Annotated in this window: 22 protein-coding genes; 9 read left to right on the forward strand and 13 right to left on the reverse strand. The window is 71.9% G+C overall.

Features of this window, described 5'->3' with window-relative positions:
• From ACIA3K_RS01540 to ACIA3K_RS01565, 6 genes are all read right to left on the reverse strand, one after another.
• Entirely contained in the window at positions 1-255 is a 255-nt protein-coding gene (locus ACIA3K_RS01540) for a hypothetical protein (RefSeq protein ID WP_355051243.1), read from the reverse strand.
• Between the two features lie 28 nt (positions 256-283).
• A complete protein-coding gene (locus tag ACIA3K_RS01545; RefSeq protein WP_355051244.1) occupies positions 284-712 on the reverse strand; it encodes a hypothetical protein in 429 nt (142 codons plus the stop codon).
• Between the two features lie 16 nt (positions 713-728).
• Positions 729-1898, reverse strand: coding sequence for a hypothetical protein (locus ACIA3K_RS01550; protein WP_396798369.1), 1170 nt, complete (start codon positions 1896-1898; stop codon positions 729-731).
• A gap of 35 nt (positions 1899-1933) precedes the next feature.
• Positions 1934-2875 carry a hypothetical protein gene (locus ACIA3K_RS01555; protein WP_396798370.1) on the reverse strand — a complete coding sequence of 314 codons (942 nt, stop codon included), beginning with the start codon at positions 2873-2875 and terminating at the stop codon, positions 1934-1936.
• Positions 2876-3026: 151 nt separating this feature from the next.
• On the reverse strand, positions 3027-3329 hold the full coding sequence (locus ACIA3K_RS01560) for a barstar family protein (RefSeq protein WP_396798372.1): 303 nt from the start codon (positions 3327-3329) through the stop codon (positions 3027-3029).
• A 36-nt stretch (positions 3330-3365) separates the two neighbouring features.
• On the reverse strand, positions 3366-3803 hold the full coding sequence (locus ACIA3K_RS01565; RefSeq protein ID WP_355051269.1) for a ribonuclease domain-containing protein: 438 nt from the start codon (positions 3801-3803) through the stop codon (positions 3366-3368).
• Positions 3804-4045: 242 nt separating this feature from the next.
• Here ACIA3K_RS01565 and ACIA3K_RS01570 point away from each other — a divergent pair, with 242 nt between their 5' ends.
• The 3 genes from ACIA3K_RS01570 (at position 4046) to ACIA3K_RS01580 (ending at position 5868) form a co-directional block, all read left to right on the forward strand.
• Positions 4046-4819 carry a hypothetical protein gene (locus ACIA3K_RS01570; RefSeq protein WP_396798373.1) on the forward strand — a complete coding sequence of 258 codons (774 nt, stop codon included), beginning with the start codon at positions 4046-4048 and terminating at the stop codon, positions 4817-4819.
• A gap of 62 nt (positions 4820-4881) precedes the next feature.
• Complete coding sequence (locus ACIA3K_RS01575; RefSeq protein WP_396798376.1) at positions 4882-5385, forward strand: hypothetical protein; 504 nt, start codon at positions 4882-4884, stop codon at positions 5383-5385.
• 129 nt (positions 5386-5514) lie between these two features.
• The gene (locus ACIA3K_RS01580; RefSeq protein ID WP_396798378.1) at positions 5515-5868 is read left to right on the forward strand and encodes a hypothetical protein; all 354 of its coding nucleotides are present in this window, start codon (positions 5515-5517) and stop codon (positions 5866-5868) included.
• A gap of 104 nt (positions 5869-5972) precedes the next feature.
• On the opposite strand, the gene ACIA3K_RS01585 is transcribed toward ACIA3K_RS01580, so the two are convergent.
• Positions 5973-6917: a DUF559 domain-containing protein gene (locus ACIA3K_RS01585; RefSeq protein WP_396798380.1), complete on the reverse strand. Its 945-nt coding sequence runs from the start codon at positions 6915-6917 to the stop codon at positions 5973-5975.
• 241 nt (positions 6918-7158) lie between these two features.
• Between ACIA3K_RS01585 and ACIA3K_RS01590 the strand changes: the two genes are divergently transcribed.
• The 3 genes from ACIA3K_RS01590 (at position 7159) to ACIA3K_RS01600 (ending at position 10250) form a co-directional block, all read left to right on the forward strand.
• Positions 7159-8322 carry a M20/M25/M40 family metallo-hydrolase gene (locus ACIA3K_RS01590; protein ID WP_396798382.1) on the forward strand — a complete coding sequence of 388 codons (1164 nt, stop codon included), beginning with the start codon at positions 7159-7161 and terminating at the stop codon, positions 8320-8322.
• A 47-nt stretch (positions 8323-8369) separates the two neighbouring features.
• Complete coding sequence (locus ACIA3K_RS01595; RefSeq protein WP_396798384.1) at positions 8370-9521, forward strand: glutamate--cysteine ligase; 1152 nt, start codon at positions 8370-8372, stop codon at positions 9519-9521.
• 129 nt (positions 9522-9650) lie between these two features.
• Positions 9651-10250 carry a nitroreductase family protein gene (locus tag ACIA3K_RS01600; protein WP_396798793.1) on the forward strand — a complete coding sequence of 200 codons (600 nt, stop codon included), beginning with the start codon at positions 9651-9653 and terminating at the stop codon, positions 10248-10250.
• Here ACIA3K_RS01600 and ACIA3K_RS01605 read toward each other — a convergent pair.
• Together ACIA3K_RS01605 and ACIA3K_RS01610 are read right to left on the reverse strand one after the other, a co-directional pair.
• Entirely contained in the window at positions 10234-11778 is a 1545-nt protein-coding gene (locus ACIA3K_RS01605) for an NAD(P)-binding domain-containing protein (protein WP_396798385.1), read from the reverse strand. The genes ACIA3K_RS01600 and ACIA3K_RS01605 overlap by 17 nt on opposite strands.
• 207 nt (positions 11779-11985) lie before the next feature.
• Positions 11986-13176, reverse strand: a complete 1191-nt coding sequence (locus ACIA3K_RS01610; protein WP_396798387.1) for a Fic family protein — start codon at positions 13174-13176, stop codon at positions 11986-11988.
• Between the two features lie 421 nt (positions 13177-13597).
• Between ACIA3K_RS01610 and ACIA3K_RS01615 the strand changes: the two genes are divergently transcribed.
• Positions 13598-16309, forward strand: a complete 2712-nt coding sequence (locus ACIA3K_RS01615) for a COR domain-containing protein (protein WP_396798388.1) — start codon at positions 13598-13600, stop codon at positions 16307-16309.
• An 8-nt stretch (positions 16310-16317) separates the two neighbouring features.
• Here the strand turns inward: ACIA3K_RS01615 and ACIA3K_RS01620 are convergent, their stop codons facing one another.
• Both ACIA3K_RS01620 and ACIA3K_RS01625 read right to left on the reverse strand, forming a co-directional pair.
• Entirely contained in the window at positions 16318-17262 is a 945-nt protein-coding gene (locus ACIA3K_RS01620; protein WP_396798389.1) for an endonuclease domain-containing protein, read from the reverse strand.
• A 189-nt stretch (positions 17263-17451) separates the two neighbouring features.
• A complete protein-coding gene (locus ACIA3K_RS01625) occupies positions 17452-19230 on the reverse strand; it encodes an ABC transporter ATP-binding protein (RefSeq protein WP_396798795.1) in 1779 nt (592 codons plus the stop codon).
• Positions 19231-19323: 93 nt separating this feature from the next.
• Here ACIA3K_RS01625 and ACIA3K_RS01630 point away from each other — a divergent pair, with 93 nt between their 5' ends.
• Positions 19324-19752 (forward strand): MarR family winged helix-turn-helix transcriptional regulator, encoded by a 429-nt coding sequence (locus ACIA3K_RS01630; protein WP_396798391.1) that lies wholly within the window; start codon positions 19324-19326, stop codon positions 19750-19752.
• 145 nt (positions 19753-19897) lie between these two features.
• Positions 19898-21682 carry an N-acetylglutaminylglutamine amidotransferase gene (locus tag ACIA3K_RS01635; protein ID WP_396798393.1) on the forward strand — a complete coding sequence of 595 codons (1785 nt, stop codon included), beginning with the start codon at positions 19898-19900 and terminating at the stop codon, positions 21680-21682.
• Between the two features lie 15 nt (positions 21683-21697).
• On the opposite strand, the gene ACIA3K_RS01640 is transcribed toward ACIA3K_RS01635, so the two are convergent.
• Positions 21698-22831 (reverse strand): glutamate--cysteine ligase, encoded by a 1134-nt coding sequence (locus tag ACIA3K_RS01640; protein WP_396798395.1) that lies wholly within the window; start codon positions 22829-22831, stop codon positions 21698-21700.
• Between the two features lie 90 nt (positions 22832-22921).
• Complete coding sequence (locus tag ACIA3K_RS01645) at positions 22922-24130, reverse strand: RNA polymerase sigma factor (RefSeq protein WP_396798397.1); 1209 nt, start codon at positions 24128-24130, stop codon at positions 22922-22924.

Below are 24130 nucleotides of genomic sequence, written 5' to 3' on the forward strand. Positions count from 1 at the left end.
TCAGAACCGCCCGTCCAGGTGCTCGGCGAGGCGGGCCAGCGCGAGGTCCGCGAGCGCGTCGGCGTCGAACGCGCCGCCGGCCGCGACCACCTCGATCTCCACCGGGAAGTGGTACGCGATGACGGCGCGATCGTCCTCGGCCACCTGCTCGGCCTCGGCCTCGCTGCCGGCCGCCGGCAACACCAGCTCACCCGCGTGCACCAGGGCCAGCCCGGTACGGGTGACCCGGGCGGCGCGGCCAGCTCCGGTCGCCATCTGTTACCTCCGGTTGATCCTGGTGGGGTTACGGCAGGACGGACGGGTCGCCGGTCTTCGGGTCGACCGAGGCCGCCAGGCTGAAGCCGCTGAACGTCGCCGCCGGTGCGCCGGAGATGGTGGCGGTGGTCGGCGTGGCGCTGGTGATCAGGCAGTCCTGCAGCACGAAGGACGAGAACGCCCAGTCGTCGCCGGTGTGCTCCAGCAGCGCGATGTCGAACAGCTCGCCGTCGAGGGCCAGCTTGGTGAGCCGGCCGGCGACGTCCCCGATCGCCTTGACGGTCATCGTGAAGTTCATCGACACGGGCGCGTGGATGGCGCCCATGTGGGTCACCTCGCACGAGTGCAGCGCCTCGACGTTGAGCGAGAAGGACGGGCTGAACGAGTCGATCGGGCTGATCAACACCGTCTCGGTGCCCTTGGTGTACTGCACCGCGAGGCGGGTCTTCCACTCCATGGTCTGGTTCCTCCGGTCAGAACTTGGCCACGAGCGTGACCAGCAGGCGGCTCACGGCCGGGCCGTAGGTGACGGTGACGACGAGGTCGACGGTGCGGTCGGCCCGGGCGGTGGTGACGATCGACGTGTCGGTGGCGGTACGGGCGGCCTCGGGGATGGTGAGGATGTCCAGCACCGGGATCTCGATGCGGTAGTCGTCGATCACGGCCTGCCGCTTGAGCGGGCCGAGGATGCCGTCCACCTGGGTCTTGAGCAGGGTCATGCCCGGCTTGGTGATGCGGGCGTCGCCGACCAGGCCGATGAGTCCGGCGCGGAGCATGAACTCGATCTGATCGAGGGTGCGGACCAGGTCGACGTGCAGCAGGCTCGCGTCGCTGGTGAACAGCCGTCCGTCGGCGAAGTGCAGACTCTCGCCGGTGATCAGCGTGGGGTCGATGATCGGCGTGAGGTTGGCCTCGGAGAGTCCCTTGATCTCGGCCGGGCTGTACTGCTTGGCCACCGGGATGGCCACCCCGCGGATCTTCTTCAGCACGATGCTGTGGTGCACCGGCAGCCCGGCCACGGCGGCCATGGCGGCGGTGGCCGCGTCGCCGTCCGCGCCCCGGGCGGCGATCATCAGCATCCGGCTGGTGCTGCTCTTGAGCGGGTTCGCGGCGGTGGTGATGTCGCTGACGTAGGTGGGGCTCTTCTCCGTCGCCGGGTTGACCATGGCGAAGCCGATGCGGCGTTGGCCGGCGGCGGACATCGTCTCCACGTGCGCCTTGAGCGCGTGCAGCCCGGTGGGCGCGCCCGCTCCGGCGGGGTTGCCGACGGTCGACTCGTTGGCCAGCGACACCATGGTCACGTCGTCGGCGGCCTCCAGACCGCTGAGCGCGGCGGCGTAGTCGTCGCCGGCGACCTTGACGCCGTACACCTTGGCCGGGCGCGGGTCCTGGAGGAAGGCCAGTTCGAGGGAGTTGTAGAGGGCGTTACGGACGACGTTGCCGGCTTGTCGACGGGCGAAGTTGGTGACCGCGTCGTCCAGGGTCTCGATCCGGACCGGTGTGTTGGCCGGGGCGGAACCTCCGTCGGCCGTGGACGGCGTCTTGCCCACCACGGCGATGACGCCCGGCGAACGCTGGGCCAGCGGCGCCGGTGGCGGCACGATCCGGACCTCGATGAACGGGAATGCTGCTGTCGGTGCCACGGGTCCTCCCGGACGAAGTTGCTGCTGGTCTGATCTCAGGTCGGGACGGCGGCGAGCCCGATGCCGCTGCGGGCGAGCCACTGGCCGGCACGGGCGAACCGGGCGGCCCGCTTCTGCGCGGCGGTGCCGGTGTCACCGCCGGGCCATCCGTCGTCGTCGAAGGTCTCGACGGGCACCACCCACACGGCGACCACCCGGTGCCGCCGCCGGACGTCCTCCGGCGCGGGCACGTCCAGTCCCAGCTCCTCGGCGCGGGCGCGGACCAGCCGCGTCTCGACGAGCAGGTCGGCCAGGGAGAAGCCCCGGTCGCGGACCAGCACGGCGGCGGCGAACGGCAACGGACGGGGTGTGGGTGGGGTGGCCGGCGGCGCCGCGTAGCGCAGCCGCACGGTCGCACCGGCGGCCTGCCCGCGCATCCGGTCCACCAGGTCACCGGCGTTCGCCGCGCCGACACCGGCGAGCAACCGGTCCAGGTGCGCGTCGGTGAAGGCGGCCGGCTGGTGCAGGCCCGCCCGCAGCCGGGCCACCAGCCGGGTACGGCGCTCGGTCTCCAGCAGCGTCGGATCGGCCGGCAACGCGCCCAGGTCGGCGATGATCTGCGGGTCGACGTCGAAGGCCGGCATCGCCACGTCGAGGTCCTCGACCCGGTCCCGGGCGGCGCTCGTGCGCACCACGAGGCTCCCCCGCCAGAGCGCGTCGATGCGCAGCGCCGACCCGCCGAGGCCGTGCAGACGCACACGCAGCTCGGTACGGGCCGTGCCGCCCTCGCTCAGCCACTCCCCCTCGGCGAGGGTCACCGGCGCGGTCGCGAAGCCGAGGGTCAGCTCGTCGAAGACCGCCGCGTACGGGGGCGCGACGGGCATCGCCTCGGTGTCGTACGCGGCCTCGACCAGGTGGGCCAGCGAGGCGTCGTCGAAGAGCGCGGCGCGGGTGCCCGGGTCGGCCAACCGCACCAGCACACCGTCGACGAAGTCCACGCCGCCGCCTCCCCCGCTGCCCACGCCGGGGTACACCGCCCGGTCCGGCACGAGGATCGCGAAAGGGGTGTCACCCGAGCGTCACCGCCACCGTCACCGCACCGGTCACCGGCCGAACTGTCGGCAGCCCGACCGGTGACCGATTCCGGCCTCAGGGGCGCAGGATGACGCGCAGGGGGTGCGGGGCGGTGGTGGCGAGGTCGTCGAGCACGGCCCTCAGCAGCGCGTGCTGGCCGGACGGCTCGTCGGCGAGGAGCTGACCGACGTCGGTGACCAGCAGGGTGAGCGATCCGGCGTCCAGCCGGTCCCGGAGCACGTCGGCGAGGGCGTCCCAGGTGTCGCCCAGGTACGCCGGCAGGGCCAGCGCGTCGGCCAGCGCGGCGAAGAGCGCGGGCCGGGTGCGGACCGCCGCTCCGGCCAGCACCACCGCGTCAACCCGCTCAGCGTCGTCCATGCGCGTGCCTCCTGGGCCGGCTGGCCACCGGGTCGGTCAGAGCCGGTAGAAGTCGGTGTAGTGGTTGGGCGAGAACCAGGTGACGCCCGTGCTGCGGTTCACCACGATCCGGTACGCGTCGCGGGCGGCGCCCTGGGTGCGGGGGTACACGTCGTACTCGTAGTAGGTGGCGTTCGTGGGCAGTTGACCCTCGTAGTTGTAGAACCGGCCACCGGCGAAGTTGGACAGCCCGCCACTCCAGGAGTACCAGCCGCGGCTGGTCGGAAAGCCCTTGGCGGACCAGCCGGAACGTGCGGTGCGCGCGTCCGCGCAGCGGCTGATGGTGCAGGAGCTGTAGACCGCCGCCGACGCGGAGTCCGTCAACCGTGGGGTGACCACGGACGGTCCGACCAGCGCGGCGGCGACCAGGGCGAGGAGCAGGGCGAGGGTGGTGGTACGCCGGCGGATCGCGCCGAGCGTGGCCAGCGGGGACACGAGGGTGGACACAGGCTGCCTCCAGACCATCCGATCCATCGACCCACGTGAGTGGCGGGTCGCGCTCAGTCTGGCCGTTGCCCGCGGTCGGCGACAGTCCCGTCAGCCCAACTGCTCCACAATGCCCGGTGAACCGCAGCCAACCGACATTGTGTCGCACATCGGCGCGGCGGCGGGCATTTCGGTCATCCGTTGTTAGCGTGAGCTGCGGGCGCGCGGACCCGTGACCGTGAAGGGGTGCCATGACGGACGCTCCCGAGCAGAGACCGAAGCCCGCGGATCTGTGGCGGCAGCGAAGCGTCCGCGCGCTGCGGATCACCCGGGACGGCAGCGTGCGCGGCTGGCGGTGGTGGGCGCGCACCTGGGACCGGCTGGTGGCCGCGCTCCAGGACGAGGCCCCCGCCGGCGCCGGCGCCGGTCCGTCCCCGCCCGGCCCGCTGGTCGAGCAGCGCGACGCGCCCCGGCTGATCGCGGTGCCCGCGCAGGGGTACGTCTACTCGTTCTACGTCCGCGCCACCTTCGCCTGGTCGTCACCGGCGAGCCTGCGGGCCGAGGTGCTGAACTGGTACGTGGGGTACTTCCAGCCGAACGCCATCCAGCGACTGACCCGGCTCGCCGCCGATGCCGCCCGGGACCTGCCCCCGCACCGGGCCGCCGACCTGGAGGTGGCGTTGCAGCGGACGCTCGCCGAGGACCCGGAGTGGTCCTACCGGCGCGGGGACGTCCTCGTGACCTGCCGACCCGACGCCGCCGTACGCCTCGACGAGCGGATGATGCCGGCGCTACGACCGCACGTCGACGCGATGGTGCGCATGGAGTACCAGTTCGACGAGCAGATGCGCCGGGCGACGTACGCCGAGGAGTTGAGCCGGCGGTGGGCGACGATCCTCGGCGACCGCCTCGACGAGGACGCGGACCAGGAGATGGCGGACGCCCGCGAGCACCTGCTAGCCGCGCAGCGGGAGGCCGCGCGCTGGATCGGCGACCTTCTTCACCACCGGGTCACCAAATCTTGATCGCGACTCGTTAGCATCCTCCCCGGCCTTCCGCCACGGAAGGCACGGGGAAGGAACACACAATGGAACTCGAACGCAACTGGAAGCCGTACGCGAAGGGCCCGGCGCTGCTGGTACTCGCCGTCGTCCTGCTGTTCTCGCCGGAACTGCTGGCGATGATGAACCAGGAGTTCACCTTCGGCAACTGGGTCGGCTACGCGGGGGCGGTGTTGGCCCTCATCGGCGGCCTGGGCGCGGTGCGGGAGAGCCGCGAGGCGTTCGCCGTCGGCATCGGTGAGCAGGGCATCACCTGGACCAAGGGAGCGGCCACCACCGAGTTCGGGTGGTCGGAGGTGACCCGGGTGGCGATCGAGAAGAAGCCGAACGCCGGCAAGCTGGAGAAGCCGAGCATGCTCACCGTGTGGGTGGCCGACCAGACGCAACGCGCGGTGCCGCCCGACGTCGAGCTGACCGGCCTGCGCGGCTACCGTGTGGCCGACCTGCGGAACACCCGGCAGTCCCGCGACGAGGTCGCGGCCGCGCTGCGCCAGTACGGCGGAGACCGCTACCCCACGCCGGCCGCCTGAGTCTCGGAGCCATCAATGTCGACAATGCCCACTCCCGCGCCCGTGCCACCCCCTGCCCTGCGGCCACCCGCCGACGGGGAGTGCCAGTTCTGCGGCAGTCACCCCGCCGCGCGGGTCTCGTTCCAGTCGATGACGAGCATCGTGATCCTGTACGTCGTCTCCTCCCAGCGCGGCTGGATGTGTCGCGCCTGCGGCCTCTCGCTGTACCGCCACCACACCAACAAGACCCTGCTGGCCGGCTGGTGGGGCATCGGAATCATCGGCATTCCGATCTTCCTCGGCGTGGACCGCTTCCGGTTGCGGCGCATCCTGCGGCTCGCACCGCCCCAGCCGACGCCGGGCGTCGCGGCGCACCTACCCGCGCCACTCGACCCCGGCAAGCCGGTCATCCAACGCCCCGGCGCGATCGTGAGCCTCATCCTGCTGACCCTGTTCATCCTGGTCGCCGGCTGCGGCGCCCTGGCCTTCGCCACAACCCCCTGACGCCTCTGCCGCCCTTGCCACCTCTGCCGCCCTTGCCGCCACTCGTGATCACTTGATACTGACCAGTTGCCAGAGGTCCCGGAGAACTGGTCACCATCAAGTGATCATGGGCGGCGGCTGGCCAGGATGGCCAGGGTCTGCCGGCGGACCTCGTCGGGGTCGGCCCGGAGGCGACGGTGGGTGAAGCGGACCACGAGGATTCCCGTGGTGGCCAGCAGGGCGTCGCGGCGGAGGTCGATCTCACGATCGGCCGGGTCACCGTGGCTCGTGGCACCGTCCAGCTCGACATTGACCCGCTCTGCCTCGGCGAACATGTCAAGATAGATGGTCCGACCGCCGACTCGCACCGGTGCCTGCCGGACGAACGCCGGCATTTCCGGGCCCGTGAACACACGGTCGTGGCCCCAGATCTCCAGCGGGCTACGGCAGCCGGCGGCGAGCCGGTCCACCAGAGCACGCAGCGTCGCACGGTCGATCAGCCGGGGCACTTCAGCGAGGGCCCCGACGAGCCGTTGCGGCGTGGTGAGCCGGTCGTTCACCGCACGGATGAGCGGCCCGGGACGGTCGACCGGCGGCAGCAACGGCCAACAGTCCACCAGGGTCCGGTCGAGTCGCGTCACTGGGAAGCCGCCGCGCACCACCACCTGAAGCGGCTCGAGCCCGAACCCGGCGCGGTGTCGGAGAACGACGTGTGGACGGTCCCGCAGACCCGAGCCGGCGGGTACGTCGACGTACACCGGCTCGCCGGGTGGCTGGTGGCGTAGGCCCCACACGTCGAGCGCGGTCAGCCGGCAGAGCGCAGCCCGACCGTCGGCGTACGCGAGAGCCGCCCGCCGCGCCAGTTCAGGTTCGACGCGGGCCAGGACCGGCGCCTCGGTAACCGTGCAGGAGAGCAGGGTGGCGTCCAGATAGACCCCGGGCAGCGCCCGGACCAGCCGACCAGCCCGGCACGCGGCCTGAACCGTCCATTCGGGTGCCGCCCGCACCATCTCCCGCCAGGTGCACAACCCACCACCGGAGGCCAGCAAGGCGCACAGCCGCGGATCCATGGCACGAACCTGCCGTACCGCGCCGCCGCGCACCGTCCGCTCGGGTGCCGCTGTGGACAACGCCCGGTGCTGTGGACGGCGCCCCGGGCCGCGCCTCGACGTGATATGCGGCCCGATAGAGCATGAACGAAGAAGGGCCACCGCCGGACGGGCACGGACACGGGTGACCGCGCCCCGATCCCCCTGCGATGGTCGATGGGCACGCTGATGAGGCCCGTCGGCGGTGCGGTTGGAGGGCTCGATGGACCACCCACGTTCTCTGCTCGACGGTGCGAGGCAGCTCCACGCTGACCTGGTCGACCGGTTGGGCACGCTCGTCTCCCACGAGTCGCCGCCAGGCTCGCTGCCCCACCTCGAGTCCTGCGCCGACCTGCTCGCCGGCTGGGGCGCGGACGTCCTCGGCCGGCCCGCCCAGCGCGTGGTGATCGACGGCCTGCCGCACCTGCTGTGGCCGGTCGTCGATCAGCGTGTGCTGCTCCTCGGCCACTTCGACACGGTCTTTCCGGTCGGCACGATCCGGGACCGGCCGTTCACCGTCCACGGGGACGTCGCGACGGGACCCGGCGTCTGCGACATGAAGGCCGGCATCGTGCAGATGTTCACGGCCCTGCGCCTGGTGGCGGACACCTCCTCGGTCGGGGTGCTGTTGACCTGCGACGAGGAGAGCGGGTCCGGCACCTCGCGGGCCCTCATCGAGCGCGAGGCGCGGCGCTCGGGCGCGGTGCTCGTCTGCGAGGCGGCCACCCCGGACGGGGACCTGAAGGTGGCCCGCAAGGGTGGCTCGGTCTACCGTCTCACCGTCTCCGGGCGGGCGGCCCACGCCGGCGTGGAGCCGCAGCGGGGGGTCAACGCCACGGTCGAGGTCGCCCACCAGGTTCTCTCGCTGGGGACGATCGGCGCGGCGGACAGCGGGGGCACCTCCGTCACGCCGACCCTGCTCTCGGCCGGCACCACGACGAACACGGTGCCCGAGCGCGCCAGCCTGGCCGTCGACGTCCGGGCGTGGACCCGGGACGAGCTGGAACGCGTCGACCACGCCATCCGAGGGCTCGTCCCGTACCTGCCCGAGGCGACGCTGGCCGTGCAGGGCGGCATCAACCGCTACCCGATGCCGGCGGAGATGGCCCGCCCCCTGCTGGCCCTGGCCCAGTCGATCGCCCGCCAGTTGCGAATACCGCACCTGGCCGGCGCGTACGCCGCGGGCGCGTCGGACGGCAACTTCACCGCCGGGCTGGGCGTGCCGACGTTGGACGGCCTGGGCGCGGTCGGCGGCGGGGCGCACGCCGCCGACGAGTACGTCTGCCTCGACCGGATGCCCGAACGCACGGCCCTGCTGGCCGGGCTCGTCGATGCGTTGTCCATGATGGACGGTTTCGGACTGCACCCGGTCGGCGACATCCCGTAACGTTCTCATCGCCGGCGAGTGACCGGCAGTGAGAGGTCGGCATGCGGATGACGACGCGACAGCACTCGGGATCAGCTCTCGCCCCGGTCGGCGTCGAGGAGGAGTTCCTCGTCGTGGACGCCGACCGGGGTGAGGTCGTACCCGAGGCGGCCACCGTCGTGGACGGGGCACGCCCGGCGCTCGGCGCGCGGGTCGGCGGCGAGATCACCAAGTTGCAGATCGAGACACGGACCGACCCGTGCCGGCACGTCGACGATCTCGCCGCGCAGCTCGTCGAGGGCCGCGCCGCCGTGCAGAGCGCGGCCCTCTCGGCGGGTCTGCGGGTGATCGCCAGCGGCTCGCCGGTGCTGGGCCACGCCGTCCCACCGCCGATGACCGAGGGACCCCGGCAGGACCGCGGCAACGCCACCTTCCGGGGGCTGCACGACGAGCTGGCCATCTGTGCCGTGCACGTGCACGTGGAGCAGCCCGACCGGGACCGGGCCGTCCTGATCGGCAACCACCTGCGCGAACACCTTCCGGTGTTCATCGCCCTGACCGCCAACTCGCCCTACTGGGCGCAGCGCGACACCGGCTACGCGAGTTGGCGCAGCGTCACGTGGGGCCGCTGGCCGGTGGCCGGCCCACCGCCGTACCTGACGTCGGCGCGACAGTACGACGACCACGTGGACACGCTGCGGGAGGCGGGCGCGATCGTCGACTCCGGCACGATCTTCTGGGATGTGCGCCTGTCCGCGAACCACCCGACGATCGAGGTGCGGGTGGCCGACGTACCCCTCGCCGCCGCCGAGTCCGCGGCCCTCGCGGCCCTGGTGCGGGCCCTGGTGGTGGTGGCCGGGGAGGCCGTCGACCGGGGCGACGAGGGGCCGGAGCTGGCACCCGAGTTGATGCGGCTCGCGTACTGGCGGGCCGCCCGCGACGGCATGGGCGGCCACGGCGTGGACGTCGCCACGGGCCGGCTGCTGCCGGCGGCGGCCCTCGCCGAGCGCCTGGTCGATCGCGCCGGACCGGCGCTCGACGAGGCGGGTGACCGCGAGCGGGTGCGGGCCTGGTTGGCGTGGCTCGCCACCGACGGCGACGGCGCGACCCGCCAGCGGGCAGCCCAGGCGGTACGGGGTCGACTCTCCGACGTGGTCGACGAGATCGCCAACCGGACCGCGCCCGAGGTGTCCACGGGCGAAGAGGGCACAGCCGCGTAACGACAGGCCGTCCCGCCTCCGCGATGCTGAAGGAACCGCAGTCCGTCGCAGCGTGGGAGGCCACAGGTGAACGACACCGACCTGGTACCCAGGGTCCCCGTCCCGCACCACCGTCGGCCACCGGCGGAGATGGTGCGGGACGCGGAGGCGTTCGCGCAGCGGATGGCGCAGCGGCGATCCGTGCGGGACTTCGCCAGCGATCCGCTGCCCGACGGGGTGATCGAGGCCGCGATCCGGGCGGCGTCGACCGCGCCCAGCGGCGCGAACGTACAGCCGTGGCGGTTCGTCGTGCTGACCGATCCGGCCCGCAAACGCCGGCTACGGGAGGCGGCCGAGGCCGAGGAGCGGGCCTTCTACGACCGCCGCGCCTCGGCCGAGTGGCTGGGCGCGATCGCCGGCCTCGGCACCGACTGGCACAAGCCGTTCCTGGAGACCGCGCCCGCCGTCATCGTCGTGTTCGAGGTGCACCAGGGGCCACACAGCCCGAAGCCGTACTACGTCAAGGAATCCGTCGGCATCGCGGTCGGCCTGCTGATCACCGCGCTGCACCACGCCGGCCTGGTCACCCTGACCCACACGCCCAGCCCGATGCGGTTCCTCAACGAGGTGTGCGAGCGTCCACCGGAGGAACGCCCGTACGTGGTGATGCCCGTCGGCTACCCCAGCCCCGACGCCCACGTCCCCGACCTGGCCCGCAAACCCCTCGACGAGGTCATGGTGCGCTGGTGAGGTCCCCGGTCAGGAACTCGACGAGCGGCTCGACGTGCCGGTCCGGGCGTCGCCAGTCGGCCAGCAGGTCCTCCAACAGGTGCTGCTCGTGGACGAGCTCCGCGCCACGGTAACGCCGGATCACCGGGTGGATGAAGGCGCTCTCCCGGGCCCGGTCGGGGCTCGGGTGTCGGTCGATGGCGAAGACGTCGCCGTAGTCGTCCCGCCCCCAGCGCAGGGCGAGCGTGTACCACTGCGAGGAGCCGGCGAAGCGCTCCACCGCGTAGTCCTCCGGCAGGTCCTCGTAGTGGCGCAGGTCGCCGGTGGCGTCGTCGCGGACGAAGGCGTCGCACAGGTACTCGAACTGCGTCCACAGCGCCGACGACCAGTTGACCCGGTCGAGCATCAGCTTGGTCAGCGACACCGGGTCGGCCGGCGTCGTCGTGTACGACAGCGGCACGCCGTCGTAGCGCTCGCGCAGGAGCCGGGTGAACGTGCGCAGGTTGTACCGGAACCCGTCGATGAACGGCGACGACGCGTGCTTGACGTCCCGGGCCTGGGCGATGGTGCCGGCGAAGTAGAGATCGTCGACATTGCTGGACTGCCAGTCCGGGCGCAACCCGGGCATCCGACCGTCGCGCACCAGGTCGGGTCGGGCCGACTCGTCGAACACGCTGGTGTCCATCCGGAAGCCGGTGCAGCGCAGCACCGTGTGGTAATCCAGCTCGGCGGTCTCCCCCTCGGCGTGCGTGTACGTGATCGACACCCGGAACCGCCCGTCGACCGGCCGGATCTCGTCGATCGTGCAGTCCAGCACCGAGTGCAGGGTCTTGAACTGGTAGCTGTCGAGGATCGCGCCGTACTGGCCGCGCACGTCCCCGGGATGCTTGGTGTTCCAGGCCAGCCGCAACGGCTGCCGACTGGCGAGGTGCACCATCGACGCCTGGCCGAGGATCGCCGACGCGGTCTCGAACGCGGAGTTGCCCTTGCCGATGATCAGGACGCGCTGACCGGCGTACTCCGTGGGGTCGACGACCATGTCCTCGTACCCGATGGCATGCTCGATGCCCTTGATGGGCGGCACGAAGGGCCGGCCCCAGCCGGTCGCGACGACCAGGCAGCGCGCGCGGACCTCGCCCTGGTCGGTGGCCACGACGAAACCGTCGCCGGTACGCGTGATCCGCTCGACCGTCGTGCCGAAGCGGATGTTTAGCGCATGGACGCGCTGGAACTCGGCGAGGTAGCGCACCAGGTCGTCGGCCGGCGGCAGATACTCCTGGCTGAAGCGCGGAAACAGCAGGTCCGGCGAGTCGTTGAGCAGCGAGTTCCAGTCCCACCGCAGGCGGATCTCCGGGTCGGTGCTGTCGGTGTGCACCTTGTTCAGTGAGATGAGCCGGCGGTGGCGCGGAAACCGCCGGAAGAAGCCGCCGGGCTCGTCGCCCCTCTCCAGGGTCAGGTAGTCGGCGCCCTGCTGCGCGAGGTAGTAGCTCAGTTGCAGGCCGGCCGGCCCCGCCCCCACGATGACGTACCGGTGTTCGCTGCTGAGCATCCTGTGGCCCTTCGACGGAGGACAGTTCCATCGACCATGGGTTGCTCAGCGACGCCTGTCAATGCTGGGTTCGCGCCTTGGGGCCATGATCGTTGGCTGCTCAGCAGCAAACCGCTCGGCGTGTCGTACCGCTCAACCGCCAACGATCACGGGGACGGCTCGCGCATCCAGGTCTTCGGGTCGCTCACTGTGAAGGGGACCTGATGGTCAGCGCATCCGGTTCCGCGTATCTCGGATCAGCAGTTCCACGAGCTTCGCGAGCCCGGCGGCGCCGTACCTGTCGTGCGCCTGCCGGACGGTCCTCAGCAGTGGCGCGGCGCGGTCGAGAACCACCCCGTCCCGAGCGAGCACGAAGTAGAGCGCCAGCATGGCCGAGCGCGCGTTGCCGTCCTCGAACGGGTGAAAGAAGGCCACGTCGAGGTAGACCCGCGCGGATCGGGAGGGCAGCGGAAGGTCGTCCTCGGTCGCCGCGAGGAGGCACGCCTCGAACCGGTCGGGAAGGTCGGCGTGCCAGTAGTAGCGTTCACGCCCGCCCTTGGCCCGCGCCGGGCCGTCGCGGAACGCGGGCGTCGGCACACCGAGCAGCGTGCCCTGCCAATTCGCGAGCAGGCCGAACGTGAGCGGCCCGCCCTCTGCCGCGGCCCGCCGTGCCTGAGCGACAGCGGCGGCCAACGGCGAGCCGTCCGCCGCGCGACGGGCCGCGTGCTCGGCGATCGCGTCGTCGCCGGTGGCGACGTGACCGGACACCGGCTCGGATGCGCTGGCCCAGTCGACCCGGGCGCGAACGGCCTGCCACGTCTCCAGGTCGTCCGGGCGTCTGCCCCCGGGCCGGCGCTGCTGCCGCGCCCGAGTCCCCCGGGTGGTGGTTCGCGACGATGGCCAATCCTGCGGCCAGGTGTCGGGCCACTCGTCGTCGCGGTGCACGACCGACGGACGCGAATCGACAAGGGATTCACCGACGAGCCGCCGGGCGAGACGCTCCGCGACATCGTTGACGTCGGCCGCGGACGGCTGCACCCAGCTCCGGAACCGTCCGCCGATGGCATGCTCGATCAGAGGCGAATGGCGGTCCTCGGGCACACCGGCAGCGACGAGAAACCACGAGAGGACTTGCTTGCAGTGGCCGTACCAGCCGCTATCGCTGCTCGTGCGACCCACCGTCAGATTGACGAGCTGGGCGACCGCCACCTCCCACGCCATGACGAGAACCTCGGGCGCCTCATCCGGACCGGGCAATGGCAGGAAGTCGTCGAATCGGGCAGCCACGGTCTCCAGCCAGGCTCGCCATTCACCCAGCGAAGCGGCGACCGAGGTCAGGGTCTCCTCCGGCGATGCGATGGAGTGGGAGATGCAGCACCACGAATAGACCGGACCACCGTCGTAGTCGCCCTCGCCCACGGCCCAGCACCAGCCGCTGGCCCAGCGGCCGTAATGGTCGACGAGGGCGTGACTCACCGACTCCCGCCACCGCTCGGCGTCGGCTCGGCCGACGAGCGTGAACCCCTCCCAGAGCGGCGGTGGTGGCACCGGGGATGCGACGCTCCGCACAAGCTCCACCACGGCGTCCGGGTCGAAGGGGTGCCGCGTGGGGTCTACCTCCGGCCAGGTGAGCAGGTGCGGGTTGATTCGCCTACGTGATTCGTCAGCCGTCATCGGTGATCATTTTGCCATCGGACATTGCGACTGTCCGCCCGGATAACGCAGGCCGTGGCACGCCGGGACGAGGGGGCGGAAAACCCGACCTGATGGATGGAGGCTGACGTCGCACCCGCCGTCCATAGTGGTGGACGGTCGCGATGTCACACAGGACGGACAACCGATGATCAAAACGGTAGCCAACCTGGGCCGGTCGGGCATCTCCTCGGTCCCGCTCGACCTGCTGGAGCAGACCGAGCTTGAGGTGCTGTCGCTGTACGGCAACGACATCCACAGACTGCCGCCCGAGATCGGCGCCCTCAGTCAGCTCAGAAAGCTGGACCTCGCCGGCAACAGGCTGAGCGGTCTCCCGCGCGAGATCGGTGAGCTGAAGCACCTCCGCGAGCTGGACCTCGGCGGAAATCGGCTCACCGCCCTGCCCGAGGAGCTTGGCGCGCTGCCCGATCTACAACTGCTGGACCTGCGGGGCAACCTGCTCAAGACCCTCCCGACGAGTCTCGCGCCGCTGCTGATCCGGGGTCAGCTGACCATCCGACTCGACAACAACCCACTGGACCAGACTCTGGTCGAGACGCTGCGCCGTGGCGACGCCGCGCTGGGGACGTACCTGCAGAGCCTGGCTGACGGTGTTCCGCAGTACGAGGCCAAGATCCTGCTGGTCGGCGAGGGGAACGTCGGCAAGACGTCGCTGGTGGGGGCGCTCAACGGCGAGCAGTTCGTGCCGGGTCGTCCGACGACGCACGGCATCCAGATCCGGGAGTTGGCCCTGAGGCACCCGTTCCTGAACGAGATGTTGACACTGCGTACCTGGGACTTCGGTGGCCAGGAGATCTACCGCGTGACCCATCAGTTCTTCTTCAGCCGACGCGCCATCTACCTGCTCGTCTGGCACCCCCGGGAGGGGCAGGAGCAGGGCGAGGTCGAGGGTTGGCTGCGCCGCATCCGGCTGCGGGTGGGAACGGCCGCCAGGGTGATGATCGTGGCGACCCACGCGGACGAGCGGCGGCCGGAGTTGGACTTCCCACGCCTGCGCGAAACGTTCCCGGGGATGATCGCGGGGCAGTACGCCGTGGACAGCGAAACGAACAAGGGCGTGGGCGCGCTGCGTGCGGCAATCGGCGGCGAGGCGGCACGGCTGCCACAGATGGGCCAGTTGTTCAGCCGACGATGGGCCAGCGCGCGGGACGAGATCCTGGCACAGGCCGACGCTCAGCCGCAGATGCCCTTCGAGGACTTCGCCGCGATCTGCCGTCGGCATCAGGTCCGCGACGACGAGGTCGTCCACCTGGCGGAGTTGCTCCACGACCTGGGCCAGGTCATCTACTACGGTGACGATGACGGCCTGCGCGACATCGTGATCCTCAACCCCGAGTGGTTGACCAAGGCGATCAGCCACGTGCTGGAGGACCACGGCGTCCGGGCCAGCGGCGGGATCCTCGACCACCACGAGCTGCGGCGCATCTGGCGTCAGCGGGACGACGGGCTGTCGTACAACCCCGTCCACCACCCGTTCTTCCTGCGACTGATGGAGAAGTTCGACGTCTCCTACCGGCTGAGCGACCGGGATCGGAGCCTCATCGCCCAGTTGGTCCCGTACGAGCGCGCGCAGCCGCCGTGGGAGGCGACACGGCCGCTGCCGGACGGCATCCGGGTGCTGAGGCTCACCTGTGAACTCGGTGAGAGCGCGCCGCCGGGCCTGATCTCGTGGATCACCGTCCGCCATCACGACGCGTCGACGGGCCAGCATTGGCGGCGAGGAGTGTTCCTGCGCCATCCGATCGCGGCGTACCGGTCCGAGGCGCTGGTGGAGTTGCAGGCTGACCACCGCTTGACGATCGAGGTCCGCGCGCCGTCACCCGACCTCTTCTTCAACGTGCTGCGGGACAGCCTGGAGCGTCTTCTCACGACGCGCTGGCCGGGCCTGCCCTTCGCGCTGTTCGTACCGTGCCCGACCCGTGACAACGACGGCGTCGCCTGCACCGGGCGCTTCCCGCTCGACGGGCTGATCAAGTTCCGGGAGCGGTCGACCCGTCCTGGTTCGGTCCAGCCCGTCGGCCTGTTCGAGGCCACCCTGGGGGCCGGGGCGGGCCGGCCGCAGGTCGTACTTCCCTGCTTGACGTGTCACCAGGACCACGACGTCGCCGGCCTGCTGACCGGCTTCGTGGCGCCGCAGCCCTTCGACGCGGAGCTGCAGCAGTTGGAGCGGCGCCTCGGCGCCCTCAGCAAGGAGGTCGGCGTCATCGGGGACCACGTGGCGGAGACCGCGTCGTTCGCCGCAGACACGGCACACCAGCTCCGTCGGTTGGTACGGGCCGTCGGCACGGAGGTGAACGACTGCCCACGGTTGTTCACCGTCACCATGATCCCGTCCGTCGGCTGGCGCCGTCTCTCGTTCGGGCAGCGGCCGATCCGGATCACCCTCTGGTGCGAGCAGCCCGGCGAGTGGCACACCTGGGACGAGGCCAGCTACGAGGTGACCGAGCCGCGCGACTGGCTGCGGAAGGTCGGACCGTACCTGAACCTGGTGTTCAAGACCCTGCGCCTGGTGTATCCGGTGGCGGCCTCAGTGGCCGGATACGTCGCGCCGAACCTGGACCAGGCGCAGCGGGAGCTGGACCTGATGAAGAGCCTCATCGACGCGTTGCCCACGGCGCTCGTCGAAGACGCGCTGCCCGCGCCGACCGAATCACGACACACCCTGTCCGTGGCCGAGGGCGCCGCCCTGCGCTCGTTCAAGGTGCTGCTCATGCAGTTGGACGCCGTCCGCGCCTTCGGTGGGCTGAGCCGGGTGCTCACATCCACCGGGGAGTTCCTGTGGGTGTGCCCGACCCACCGACGCATGCACGATCCGGGACTGCCGGTGCTGCCCGCCTGAGACTCCGCTCAGCCCGTCGTGCGGGTCGCGAGGATCGCCAGGATCTCCCGGCGTACGTCGTCGGCCTCGTGGACCAGGCGGCGATGGGCGAAGCGGACCACCAGGATGCCGACGGTCGCCAGCAGGGCGTCCCGCCGCAGGTCGATCTCCCGCTGTCGGAGGTCGCCATGGGTGGTGGCGCCGTCGAGTTCGATGTTGACCCGCTCCCGCTCGGCGAACATGTCGAGGTAGACGGTGCGCCGCCCCAGACGCATCGGCACCTGCCGGCGGAACACCGGCATGGTCGGGCCGGTGAAGACGTGGTCGTGGCCCCAGATCTCCAAGGGGCTACGGCAGCCCTCGGCGAGGCGGGTCAGCAGCGTCCGCAGCGCTGCCCGGTCGGTCAGCTTCGGCACGGTCTCCACGGCGAGGGTCAGCCGCTCGGGGGTGGTCAGCCAGTCGTTGACCGCCCGGATCACCGGTGCCCGCCGCTCGGCGGACGGCAGGATCGGCCACGAGTCGACGATGGTCCGCTCCAGGCGAGTGACCGTCAGTCCTCGGCGGACGAGCACGTGCGGCGGCGCGATGGCGAGATCCCTACGGCGATGGACCACCACTCCGGGGTGGGCCCGGAGGCCCGTGTTGATCGGGGCGGTGACGTGCAGAGGCTCTCCTGCCGTCTGCGGGCGCAGGCCCCACGCGGCTAGCGCACTGAGATGGCTGAGTGTGGCGCGTCCGCGCGCCCAGGCGAGAGCCGCGAGGGCGGCCACGCCCGGGTCGAGCCGGCTCAGCACCGGAGCGCCCGGTCGGTCGTCCAGCAGGTGCGCCGTCACGAAGACCTCGGGCAGCACCCGTGACAGGTCGCCGGTGCGGCAGGCGTGCTCCAGCACCCACTCCGGCACCACCTGCGTCACCGCCGTACGGGTGACCAGCCCTTCCGAGCGCTCCACCAGGTCCCGCAGCACCGAGTTCACGCCACGAACCGTGCGGTCCGGTGCCGAGGCCCCGCAAGCAGCCACCCCAACCACTGTGGACAGCGCACCCACTGTGGAAAACCCCCACGCGCGCCCGAGTTCTGCTAGCCCTCGATCGTTGGCTGTTCAGCGGTACCCCGCTCGGCGTGTCGTGTCGCCCGGCAACCAACGATCAAGGGGCCCGCCAGCTCACGCCGCGAGGGTCGCGTAGCGGCCCTGGCGATTGAGCAGGGTGTCGTGGTTGCCGGTTTCCACGATGCGGCCGTGGTCGAGGACGGCGATCTGGTCGGCGTCGCGGACCGTGGAGAGGCGGTGGGCGATGGTGATGGTGGTACGGCCCTGGGCGAGCACGTCGAACGCCCTCTGCACGGCGCGCTCGGTCTCGGTGTCCAGGGCGCTGGTGGCCTCGTCGAGGACCAGGATGCGCGGGTCGCGTAGCAGCGTACGGGCGATGGCGAGCCGTTGCTTCTCGCCGCCGGAGAACCGGTGCCCACGGGAGCCGACCTCGGTGTCGTACCCGTCGGGGAGCGCGACGATGAGGTCGTGGATCTGGGCGGCGCGGGCGGCGGCCTCGATCTCGGCGTCGGTGGCGTCCGGCCGGGCGTAGCGCAGGTTCTCCCGGACGGTGGTGTGCAGCAGGTACGTCTCCTGGCTGACCACGCCGACGATCGCGGCCAGGTCGGCCAGGCGCAGGTCGCGCAGGTCGACGCCGTCGATGGTGACGCGGCCGGCGGTCGGGTCGTGCAGGCGGCTGACCAGGCCGGCGAGGGTGCTCTTGCCGGATCCGGTCTCGCCGACGAGGGCGAGGCTGGTGCCGGCGGGCACGTCGAGGGTGATGCCTGCGAGGGCGGCGGTGTCGCTGCCCGGGTAGCCGAAGGTGACGTCTTCCAGGCGCAGGTGACCCTGGACCCGGGCCGGGTCGAGGCGGACCGGTTCGGCGGGGTCGTCCACGTCGACGGGAAGGTCGAGGTATTCGAAGATGCGGGCGAACAGGGCCAGCGACGCGGTCAGCGACACGCCCACGTTGAGCAGGCCCATCAGCGGCCGGAACAGGCCGCCCTGCAGGGCGGTGAAGGCGACCAGGGTGCCGATGCTCAGTGTCCCGGCGGCGCCGGGCAGGCCGGCGGCGAGGTAGATGACGGCCGGCACGGCGGCGAAGATGATGCTCATCGAGGCCATCCGCCAGCGTCCGGCCAGCTCGCTGCGCAGCTCCAGGTCGACGAGGCGGGCCGAGGAGGCGGTGAACCGCTCGATGAGGGCGGGCCCGGTGCCCAGGGTCTTGGCGAGCTGGACGCCGCTGACCGACAGCCCCTCCTCGACGGTGACGTTGAGGTCGGCGAGTTCGCGTTGGCGCTGCGCGGTGATCTCGCGGCGCATCCGGGCGACCCGGCGGGTCAGCCAGATGGCCGGTGGCAGCACCACGAGCGAGACCAGGGAGAGCTGCCAGGAGAGCGCGACCATCGCGACGGCGGTGGCGACCACGGTGGTGAGGTTGGCCGCGACGGCGGTGGCGGTGGACGTGACCACCGACTGCATGCCGCCGATGTCGTTGGTGATCCGCGACTGCACCTCGCCGGTGCGGGTGCGGGTGAAGAAGCCCAGTGACTGACGCTGGAGGTGGCGGAAGACGTCGGTGCGCAGCCGGTGCATGACCCGCTGGCCGACCTGGGTGGAGATCCAGGTCTGCACGACGCCGAGCGCGGCGGTCACGGCGGCGACGGCGACCATGCCGAGGACCAGCCAGACCAGCAGGGTCACGTCACCCTGCGGCAGAGCCCGGTCGATGACGGTACGCAGCAGGAACGGGCTCGCCATCGAGACGATCGAGGACAGCACGATGATCGCGGTGACGATGACCAGGGCGGGTCGGTGGGGGGTGAAGAGGCGGCCGATGCGGCGCAGAGACACCTGGCGGGCCTGCTCCTTCTCCTCGGCGCTGACGGTGCGGTGGCCGCGGTCGCGGCCCATCGGGGTGGGTTCCAAGGGGAACTCCTTCCGGAAGGATATGCTGAGGTTACCTCAACATGAGGGAACAACAGCATCGGCTGCTACCGTATTCCGGTGACCGAGGACACCACCGACAGCGGCGACGAGAGCCTGGCCGAGACGTTCTGGGCGGTCGCGTCCCGTCTGCGCCGGCAGACCCGCGAGTCACTGGCCCCGTGGGACGTCACCCCCAGCCAGGCCCGGGCGCTGGGCGTGCTCGGCCGTCACGGCGAGGTACGCCCCGGCACCCTCGCCGAGCACCTGCGCATCGCGCCCCGCTCGGCCACCGAGGTCGTCGACGACCTCCAGGCCCGGGGGCTCGTCGAGCGGCGACCCGACCCGGCCGACCGGCGGGCCACCCTGGTCGCGCCGACCGCCGAGGGCACCCGGGTCAGCGCCGCGATCCGGGCCGCCCGCCGCGCCGAGGCAGACCGCTTCTTCGGCCACCTCCCGGACACCGACCGGGCCGAGCTGGCCCGCATCCTGCGCACCCTGCGGGGCTGAGCCGGACGCGAATTCACCTGCGGGTTTGTCCGCCCGCTGCGCGGGTAGCCAGCGCCCCCGTTTTCACCGAGGGCCCCGCCACCACCAGTCGGGGAGACCTGACAGGAGGGGTCATGTCCGCCCTGAACCAGCACCGTCCCGCCTGATGTGCGGGATCAGCGGAGAGGCACGCTTCGACGGCCGACCGCCCGACGCGGCGGCGGTCACCCGGATGACCGAGGCGATGCGCTCCCGGGGCCCGGACGCCGAGGGCCTGCTGACCGACGACTGGGTGACCCTCGGGCACCGCCGGTTGACCATCATCGACCTGTCCGACGCCGGCGCCCAGCCCATGGCGCGCGACGACCTGGGCCTGGCGCTGGTCTTCAACGGTTGTGTCTACAACTATCCGGAGCTGCGCGAGGAGCTACAGAACGCCGGGTACGCCTTCCGATCCACCAGCGACACCGAGGTGATCCTGGTGGCGTACGCGCACTGGGGCGAACGCTTCGTCGACCACCTGGTCGGCATGTTCGCGATCGGCCTGGTCGACCGGGTGCGGCGACGGCTCGTCCTGGCCCGTGACCGGCTCGGCATCAAACCGCTCTACCTCGCCGAGACTGCGGGGCGGCTCCGGTTCGCCTCCACCCTGCCCGCGCTGCTGGCGGCCGGGGACGTCGACACCGGCATCGATCCGGTGGCGCTGCACCACTACCTGTCCTGGCACTCCATCGTGCCCGCGCCGCGGACCGTGCTGCGCGGCGTCCGCAAGCTGCCACCGGCCACCCTGCGAATCGTCGAGGCCGACGGGCGCAGCCGGGAGCAGGTGTACTGGCAGCCCGACTACGTGCGGGAACCCGCCGACGCCGGGATGGACGCCGCCGACTGGCGGGCCGCCGTCGGGGACGCGCTGCGCACGGCCGTACGCCGCCGGCTCGTGGCCGACGTCCCGGTCGGTGTGCTGCTCTCCGGCGGTCTGGACTCCAGCCTCATCGTGGCGCTGCTCGCCGAGGCCGGTCAGGAGCACCTGCGTACCTTCAGCATCGGCTTCGACAGTCGGGGCGACGAGTCCGGCGACGAGTTCCACTACTCCGACCTGGTGGCCCGCGCGTACGACACCGACCACCAGCGGATCCGCCTCGCCGACGACGACCTGGCGCCCGCCGTCCGCAACGCCGTACGGGCCATGACCGAGCCGATGGGCAGCCACGACGTGGTCGCCTTCCACCTGCTGTCGGAACAGGTGGCGAAGCACGTGAAAGTGGCCCAGTCCGGGCAGGGCGCGGACGAGGTGTTCGCCGGCTACGGCTACCACCAGCCGCTGATCGACGCGCCCCGGCACGGCGCCGCCGAGACGTTCGCGGCGGCGTTCTTCGACCGTGACCACGACGGGCTGCGTGCCGTCGTCGGCCCGGCGTACGCGCTGGACCACGACGCCAGCCGGGACCTGCTCGCCGGGCACCTCGACGCGCCCGGGGCGCAGACCGCGCTGGACGCGGTGCTGCGCCTGGACACCCACCTCATGCTGCCCGACGACCCGGTCAAGCGGGTGGACAGCATGAGCATGGCGTGGGGATTGGAGGTGCGTACGCCGTTCCTCGACCAGGACCTGGTGGCCCTCGCCGCACACTGCCCACCGGAGCACAAGGTGGCCCAGGGCGGCAAGGGCGTGCTCAAGGAGGTGGCCCGGGAGGTGCTGCCGGGCGAGGTGATCGACCGACCGAAGGGCTACTTCCCGGTGCCGGCGCTGCGCAACGTGGACGGACCGGTGCGCGAGCTGGTCGCCGAGGCGTTGCAGGCCCCGGCGGCCCGCGAGCGCGGGCTGTTCCGCCCCGAGTACGTCTCGCGTCTGCTCGCCGAGCCGGACCGGGCCGAGGCCGCCGCCGGCAGCAACAAGCTGTGGCAGCTCGGCCTGCTGGAGCTGTGGCTACAAACTCACGGCATCACCTGAGAGCGGCCCGGCTCGTCAGGCGGCGGCGGTCTGGGCGGCGAGGTCGTCGATGACGGCACGCAGGTCGCCGGTGTCGTCGAGCACCCGGCGCTGTCGGGTCGCGCCGGTGCCGTCGCGGCGCAGCCGGGCCAGTTGGGCCAGGACGTAGCCGAGGTCGCCGTGCCGCAGCAGCGCCGGGGCGATCGTCGCCATCAGGTCGTCGACCAGGTCCCAGGCCGGGCGGGCGCCGCCGGCCCGCAGGTCGATCAGCTCGCCGTCGAGGCCGTCGTGGGCGGCCCGCCAGTGCGCCGCGGCGACCAGGCAGTCGCGCACCCCCGGGGCGGGCACACCGGCGCGTACGTCGTCGGCGAGCGTCGCGACCAGGCTGCGGACCAGGGCGGCGACCAGCACGGCGTCGTCCACCGTCGGGCAGACGTCGCCGACGCGCACCTCGACCGTCGGGTACGCCGACGACGGCCGGGCGTACCAGTACACCATCGCGGCGTCCAGCATGACGCCGGCGGCGATCAGCTCGTCGACCGTGCGGTCGTAGTCGGTGACCGAGTCGAAGTACGGGGTGGGCCCGATGCTGGGCCAGCGTTCCAACTGCATCGACCGCCAACTGGCGTGGCCGGTGTCGTACCCGTCGTGCAGCGGCGAGTTGGTGGTGAGGGCCTGCACCACCGGCAGCCACACCCGCAGGTGGTTGCAGACCTGCACGGCCAGTTCCCGGTCCGGCAGCCCGACGTGCACGTGACAGCCGCAGACGGCCGGATCGTGTGCCACCGGCCCGTACCGGCGCGACATGGCGTGGTACCGCGGCTCGTCGGGCACCGTCCGGTGCGGTTCGGCCACCGGCGTCGCGCCGACGGCGACGAGCCGGGCCCCCGCTCGGGCGGCGGCCTCGACGGCCGATCGCCGCAGCGCCACCAGGTGGGTACGCAGTTCGTCGAGGTCGGCGCAGACCGGGGTGACCATCTCGACCATGCTGTGCCGGAACTCCTGGCGGCTCTGGTCGCGGGCCGGGCCGCGCAGCGCGGCCCGCACCTCGTCGGCGACCGGCAGGTTGCCTCCGCTGGCCGGGTCGAGCAGCAGGAACTCCTCCTCGACGCCGAGGGTGAGCGTGTCGAGGTCGGCAACGGCGTCGACGGTCGCCGGATGGTACGCCATCTCCGCCTCCATCCGCTGCTGCGGCCACGGGCGGGCAGCCGGGCCGACGGGCGGCTCGGTTTCCCGGTCGGGCCACCGGCAAACGCGCGGTCAGCCCGTGGCCAGCGCCGCCGCCCGTGCGGTGAGGAAGGCCCGCTCGGCCGCGTTGTCCGTCAACGCCACGGCCGTCCGGTACGCCTCGACTGCCTCGGCCTCGCGGCCGAGCCGGGCCAGCAGGTCGGCGCGGACCACGTGTCGCACGTGGTATCCGGGCAGGTCGAGCCGGTCCACCTCGTCCAGCGCCACGGCCGCGCCGGCGACCTCGGCGAGCGCGACGGCCCGGTTCAGCGCCACCACCGGGCCCGGGGCGACGATCGTGAGCTGGTCGTACAGCGTGAGGATCTGTCCCCAGTCGGTGTCGGCGGCGCGGGGCGCGACGCTGTGAACGGCGGCGATCGCGGCCTGGATCTGGTACGGCCCCGGCCGGTCGCGGCGCAGGCAGCGGCGCACCAGCGCCTGCCCCTCGGCGACGAACGCGGCGTCCCACCTGCTCCGGTCCTGCTCGGGCAGCGGCACGAGGTCACCGCCGGGGGTGGTGCGGGCGGTTCGGCGGGATTCGGTGAGCAACATCAGCGCGAGCAGTCCGAGCGCCTCCGGCTCGTCCGGCATCAGCTCGACGAGCAGCCGGGCCAGCCGGATCGCCTCGGCGCACAGGTCGGCGCGGAACAGGTGCGGGCCGGTGCTGGCCGTGTAACCCTCGTTGAAGATCAGGTACAGCACCGCGAGGACGGCGTGCAGCCGGTCGGGCAGGTCGGCGTCGCTCGGCACCCGGTACGGGATGCGCGCGTGGCGGATCTTCGACTTGGCCCGGACCAGCCGCTGCGCCATCGTCGCCTCCGGCACCAGGAACGCGCGGGCGATCTCGGCGGTCCGCAGGCCACCGAGCAGACGCAGGGTGAGCGCGACCCGGGTGGCCGGCGCGAGCGCCGGATGACAGCAGGTGAAGATCAGACGGAGTCGGTCGTCGCGCACGGGCCCCTCCTCGGCGGGTGGGTCGGGGGCGTACAGCAGGGCCGCCTGGGCGTGCCGGTCGGCACGGGTCGCCTCCCGACGCAGCCGGTCGATGGCCTGGTTGCGGGCGGTGGTGATGATCCAACCGGCCGGGCTGGGTGGTGGGCCGGTGGTCGGCCACCGCCGCAGCGCGATCGTGAAGGCGTCCTGCACGGCCTCCTCGGCGAGGTCGATGTCGCCGAGGAGGCGCACCAGGACGGCGACCGCGCGGCCGTACTCGGCGCGGAACACCGCCTCCACGTCGGGCAC

The organism is Micromonospora sp. NPDC051543 (assembly GCF_044454415.1).
Classification (GTDB): domain Bacteria; phylum Actinomycetota; class Actinomycetes; order Mycobacteriales; family Micromonosporaceae; genus Micromonospora.

Excerpts from the sequence above, each read along its gene's own strand:
- ACIA3K_RS01540 (WP_355051243.1), bottom strand. The coding sequence starts at position 255 with ATGGCGACCGGAGCTGGCCGCGCCGCCCGGGTCACCCGTACCGGGCTG.
- ACIA3K_RS01545 (WP_355051244.1), bottom strand. The coding sequence starts at position 712 with ATGGAGTGGAAGACCCGCCTCGCGGTGCAGTACACCAAGGGCACCGAG.
- ACIA3K_RS01560 (WP_396798372.1), bottom strand. The coding sequence starts at position 3,329 with ATGGACGACGCTGAGCGGGTTGACGCGGTGGTGCTGGCCGGAGCGGCG.
- ACIA3K_RS01570 (WP_396798373.1), top strand. The coding sequence starts at position 4,046 with ATGACGGACGCTCCCGAGCAGAGACCGAAGCCCGCGGATCTGTGGCGG.
- ACIA3K_RS01575 (WP_396798376.1), top strand. The coding sequence starts at position 4,882 with ATGGAACTCGAACGCAACTGGAAGCCGTACGCGAAGGGCCCGGCGCTG.
- ACIA3K_RS01580 (WP_396798378.1), top strand. The coding sequence starts at position 5,515 with ATGACGAGCATCGTGATCCTGTACGTCGTCTCCTCCCAGCGCGGCTGG.
- ACIA3K_RS01585 (WP_396798380.1), bottom strand. The coding sequence starts at position 6,917 with ATGGATCCGCGGCTGTGCGCCTTGCTGGCCTCCGGTGGTGGGTTGTGC.
- ACIA3K_RS01590 (WP_396798382.1), top strand. The coding sequence starts at position 7,159 with ATGGACCACCCACGTTCTCTGCTCGACGGTGCGAGGCAGCTCCACGCT.
- ACIA3K_RS01595 (WP_396798384.1), top strand. The coding sequence starts at position 8,370 with ATGACGACGCGACAGCACTCGGGATCAGCTCTCGCCCCGGTCGGCGTC.
- ACIA3K_RS01600 (WP_396798793.1), top strand. The coding sequence starts at position 9,651 with ATGGTGCGGGACGCGGAGGCGTTCGCGCAGCGGATGGCGCAGCGGCGA.
- ACIA3K_RS01605 (WP_396798385.1), bottom strand. The coding sequence starts at position 11,778 with ATGCTCAGCAGCGAACACCGGTACGTCATCGTGGGGGCGGGGCCGGCC.
- ACIA3K_RS01615 (WP_396798388.1), top strand. The coding sequence starts at position 13,598 with ATGATCAAAACGGTAGCCAACCTGGGCCGGTCGGGCATCTCCTCGGTC.
- ACIA3K_RS01625 (WP_396798795.1), bottom strand. The coding sequence starts at position 19,230 with ATGGGCCGCGACCGCGGCCACCGCACCGTCAGCGCCGAGGAGAAGGAG.
- ACIA3K_RS01635 (WP_396798393.1), top strand. The coding sequence starts at position 19,898 with ATGTGCGGGATCAGCGGAGAGGCACGCTTCGACGGCCGACCGCCCGAC.
- ACIA3K_RS01640 (WP_396798395.1), bottom strand. The coding sequence starts at position 22,831 with ATGGCGTACCATCCGGCGACCGTCGACGCCGTTGCCGACCTCGACACG.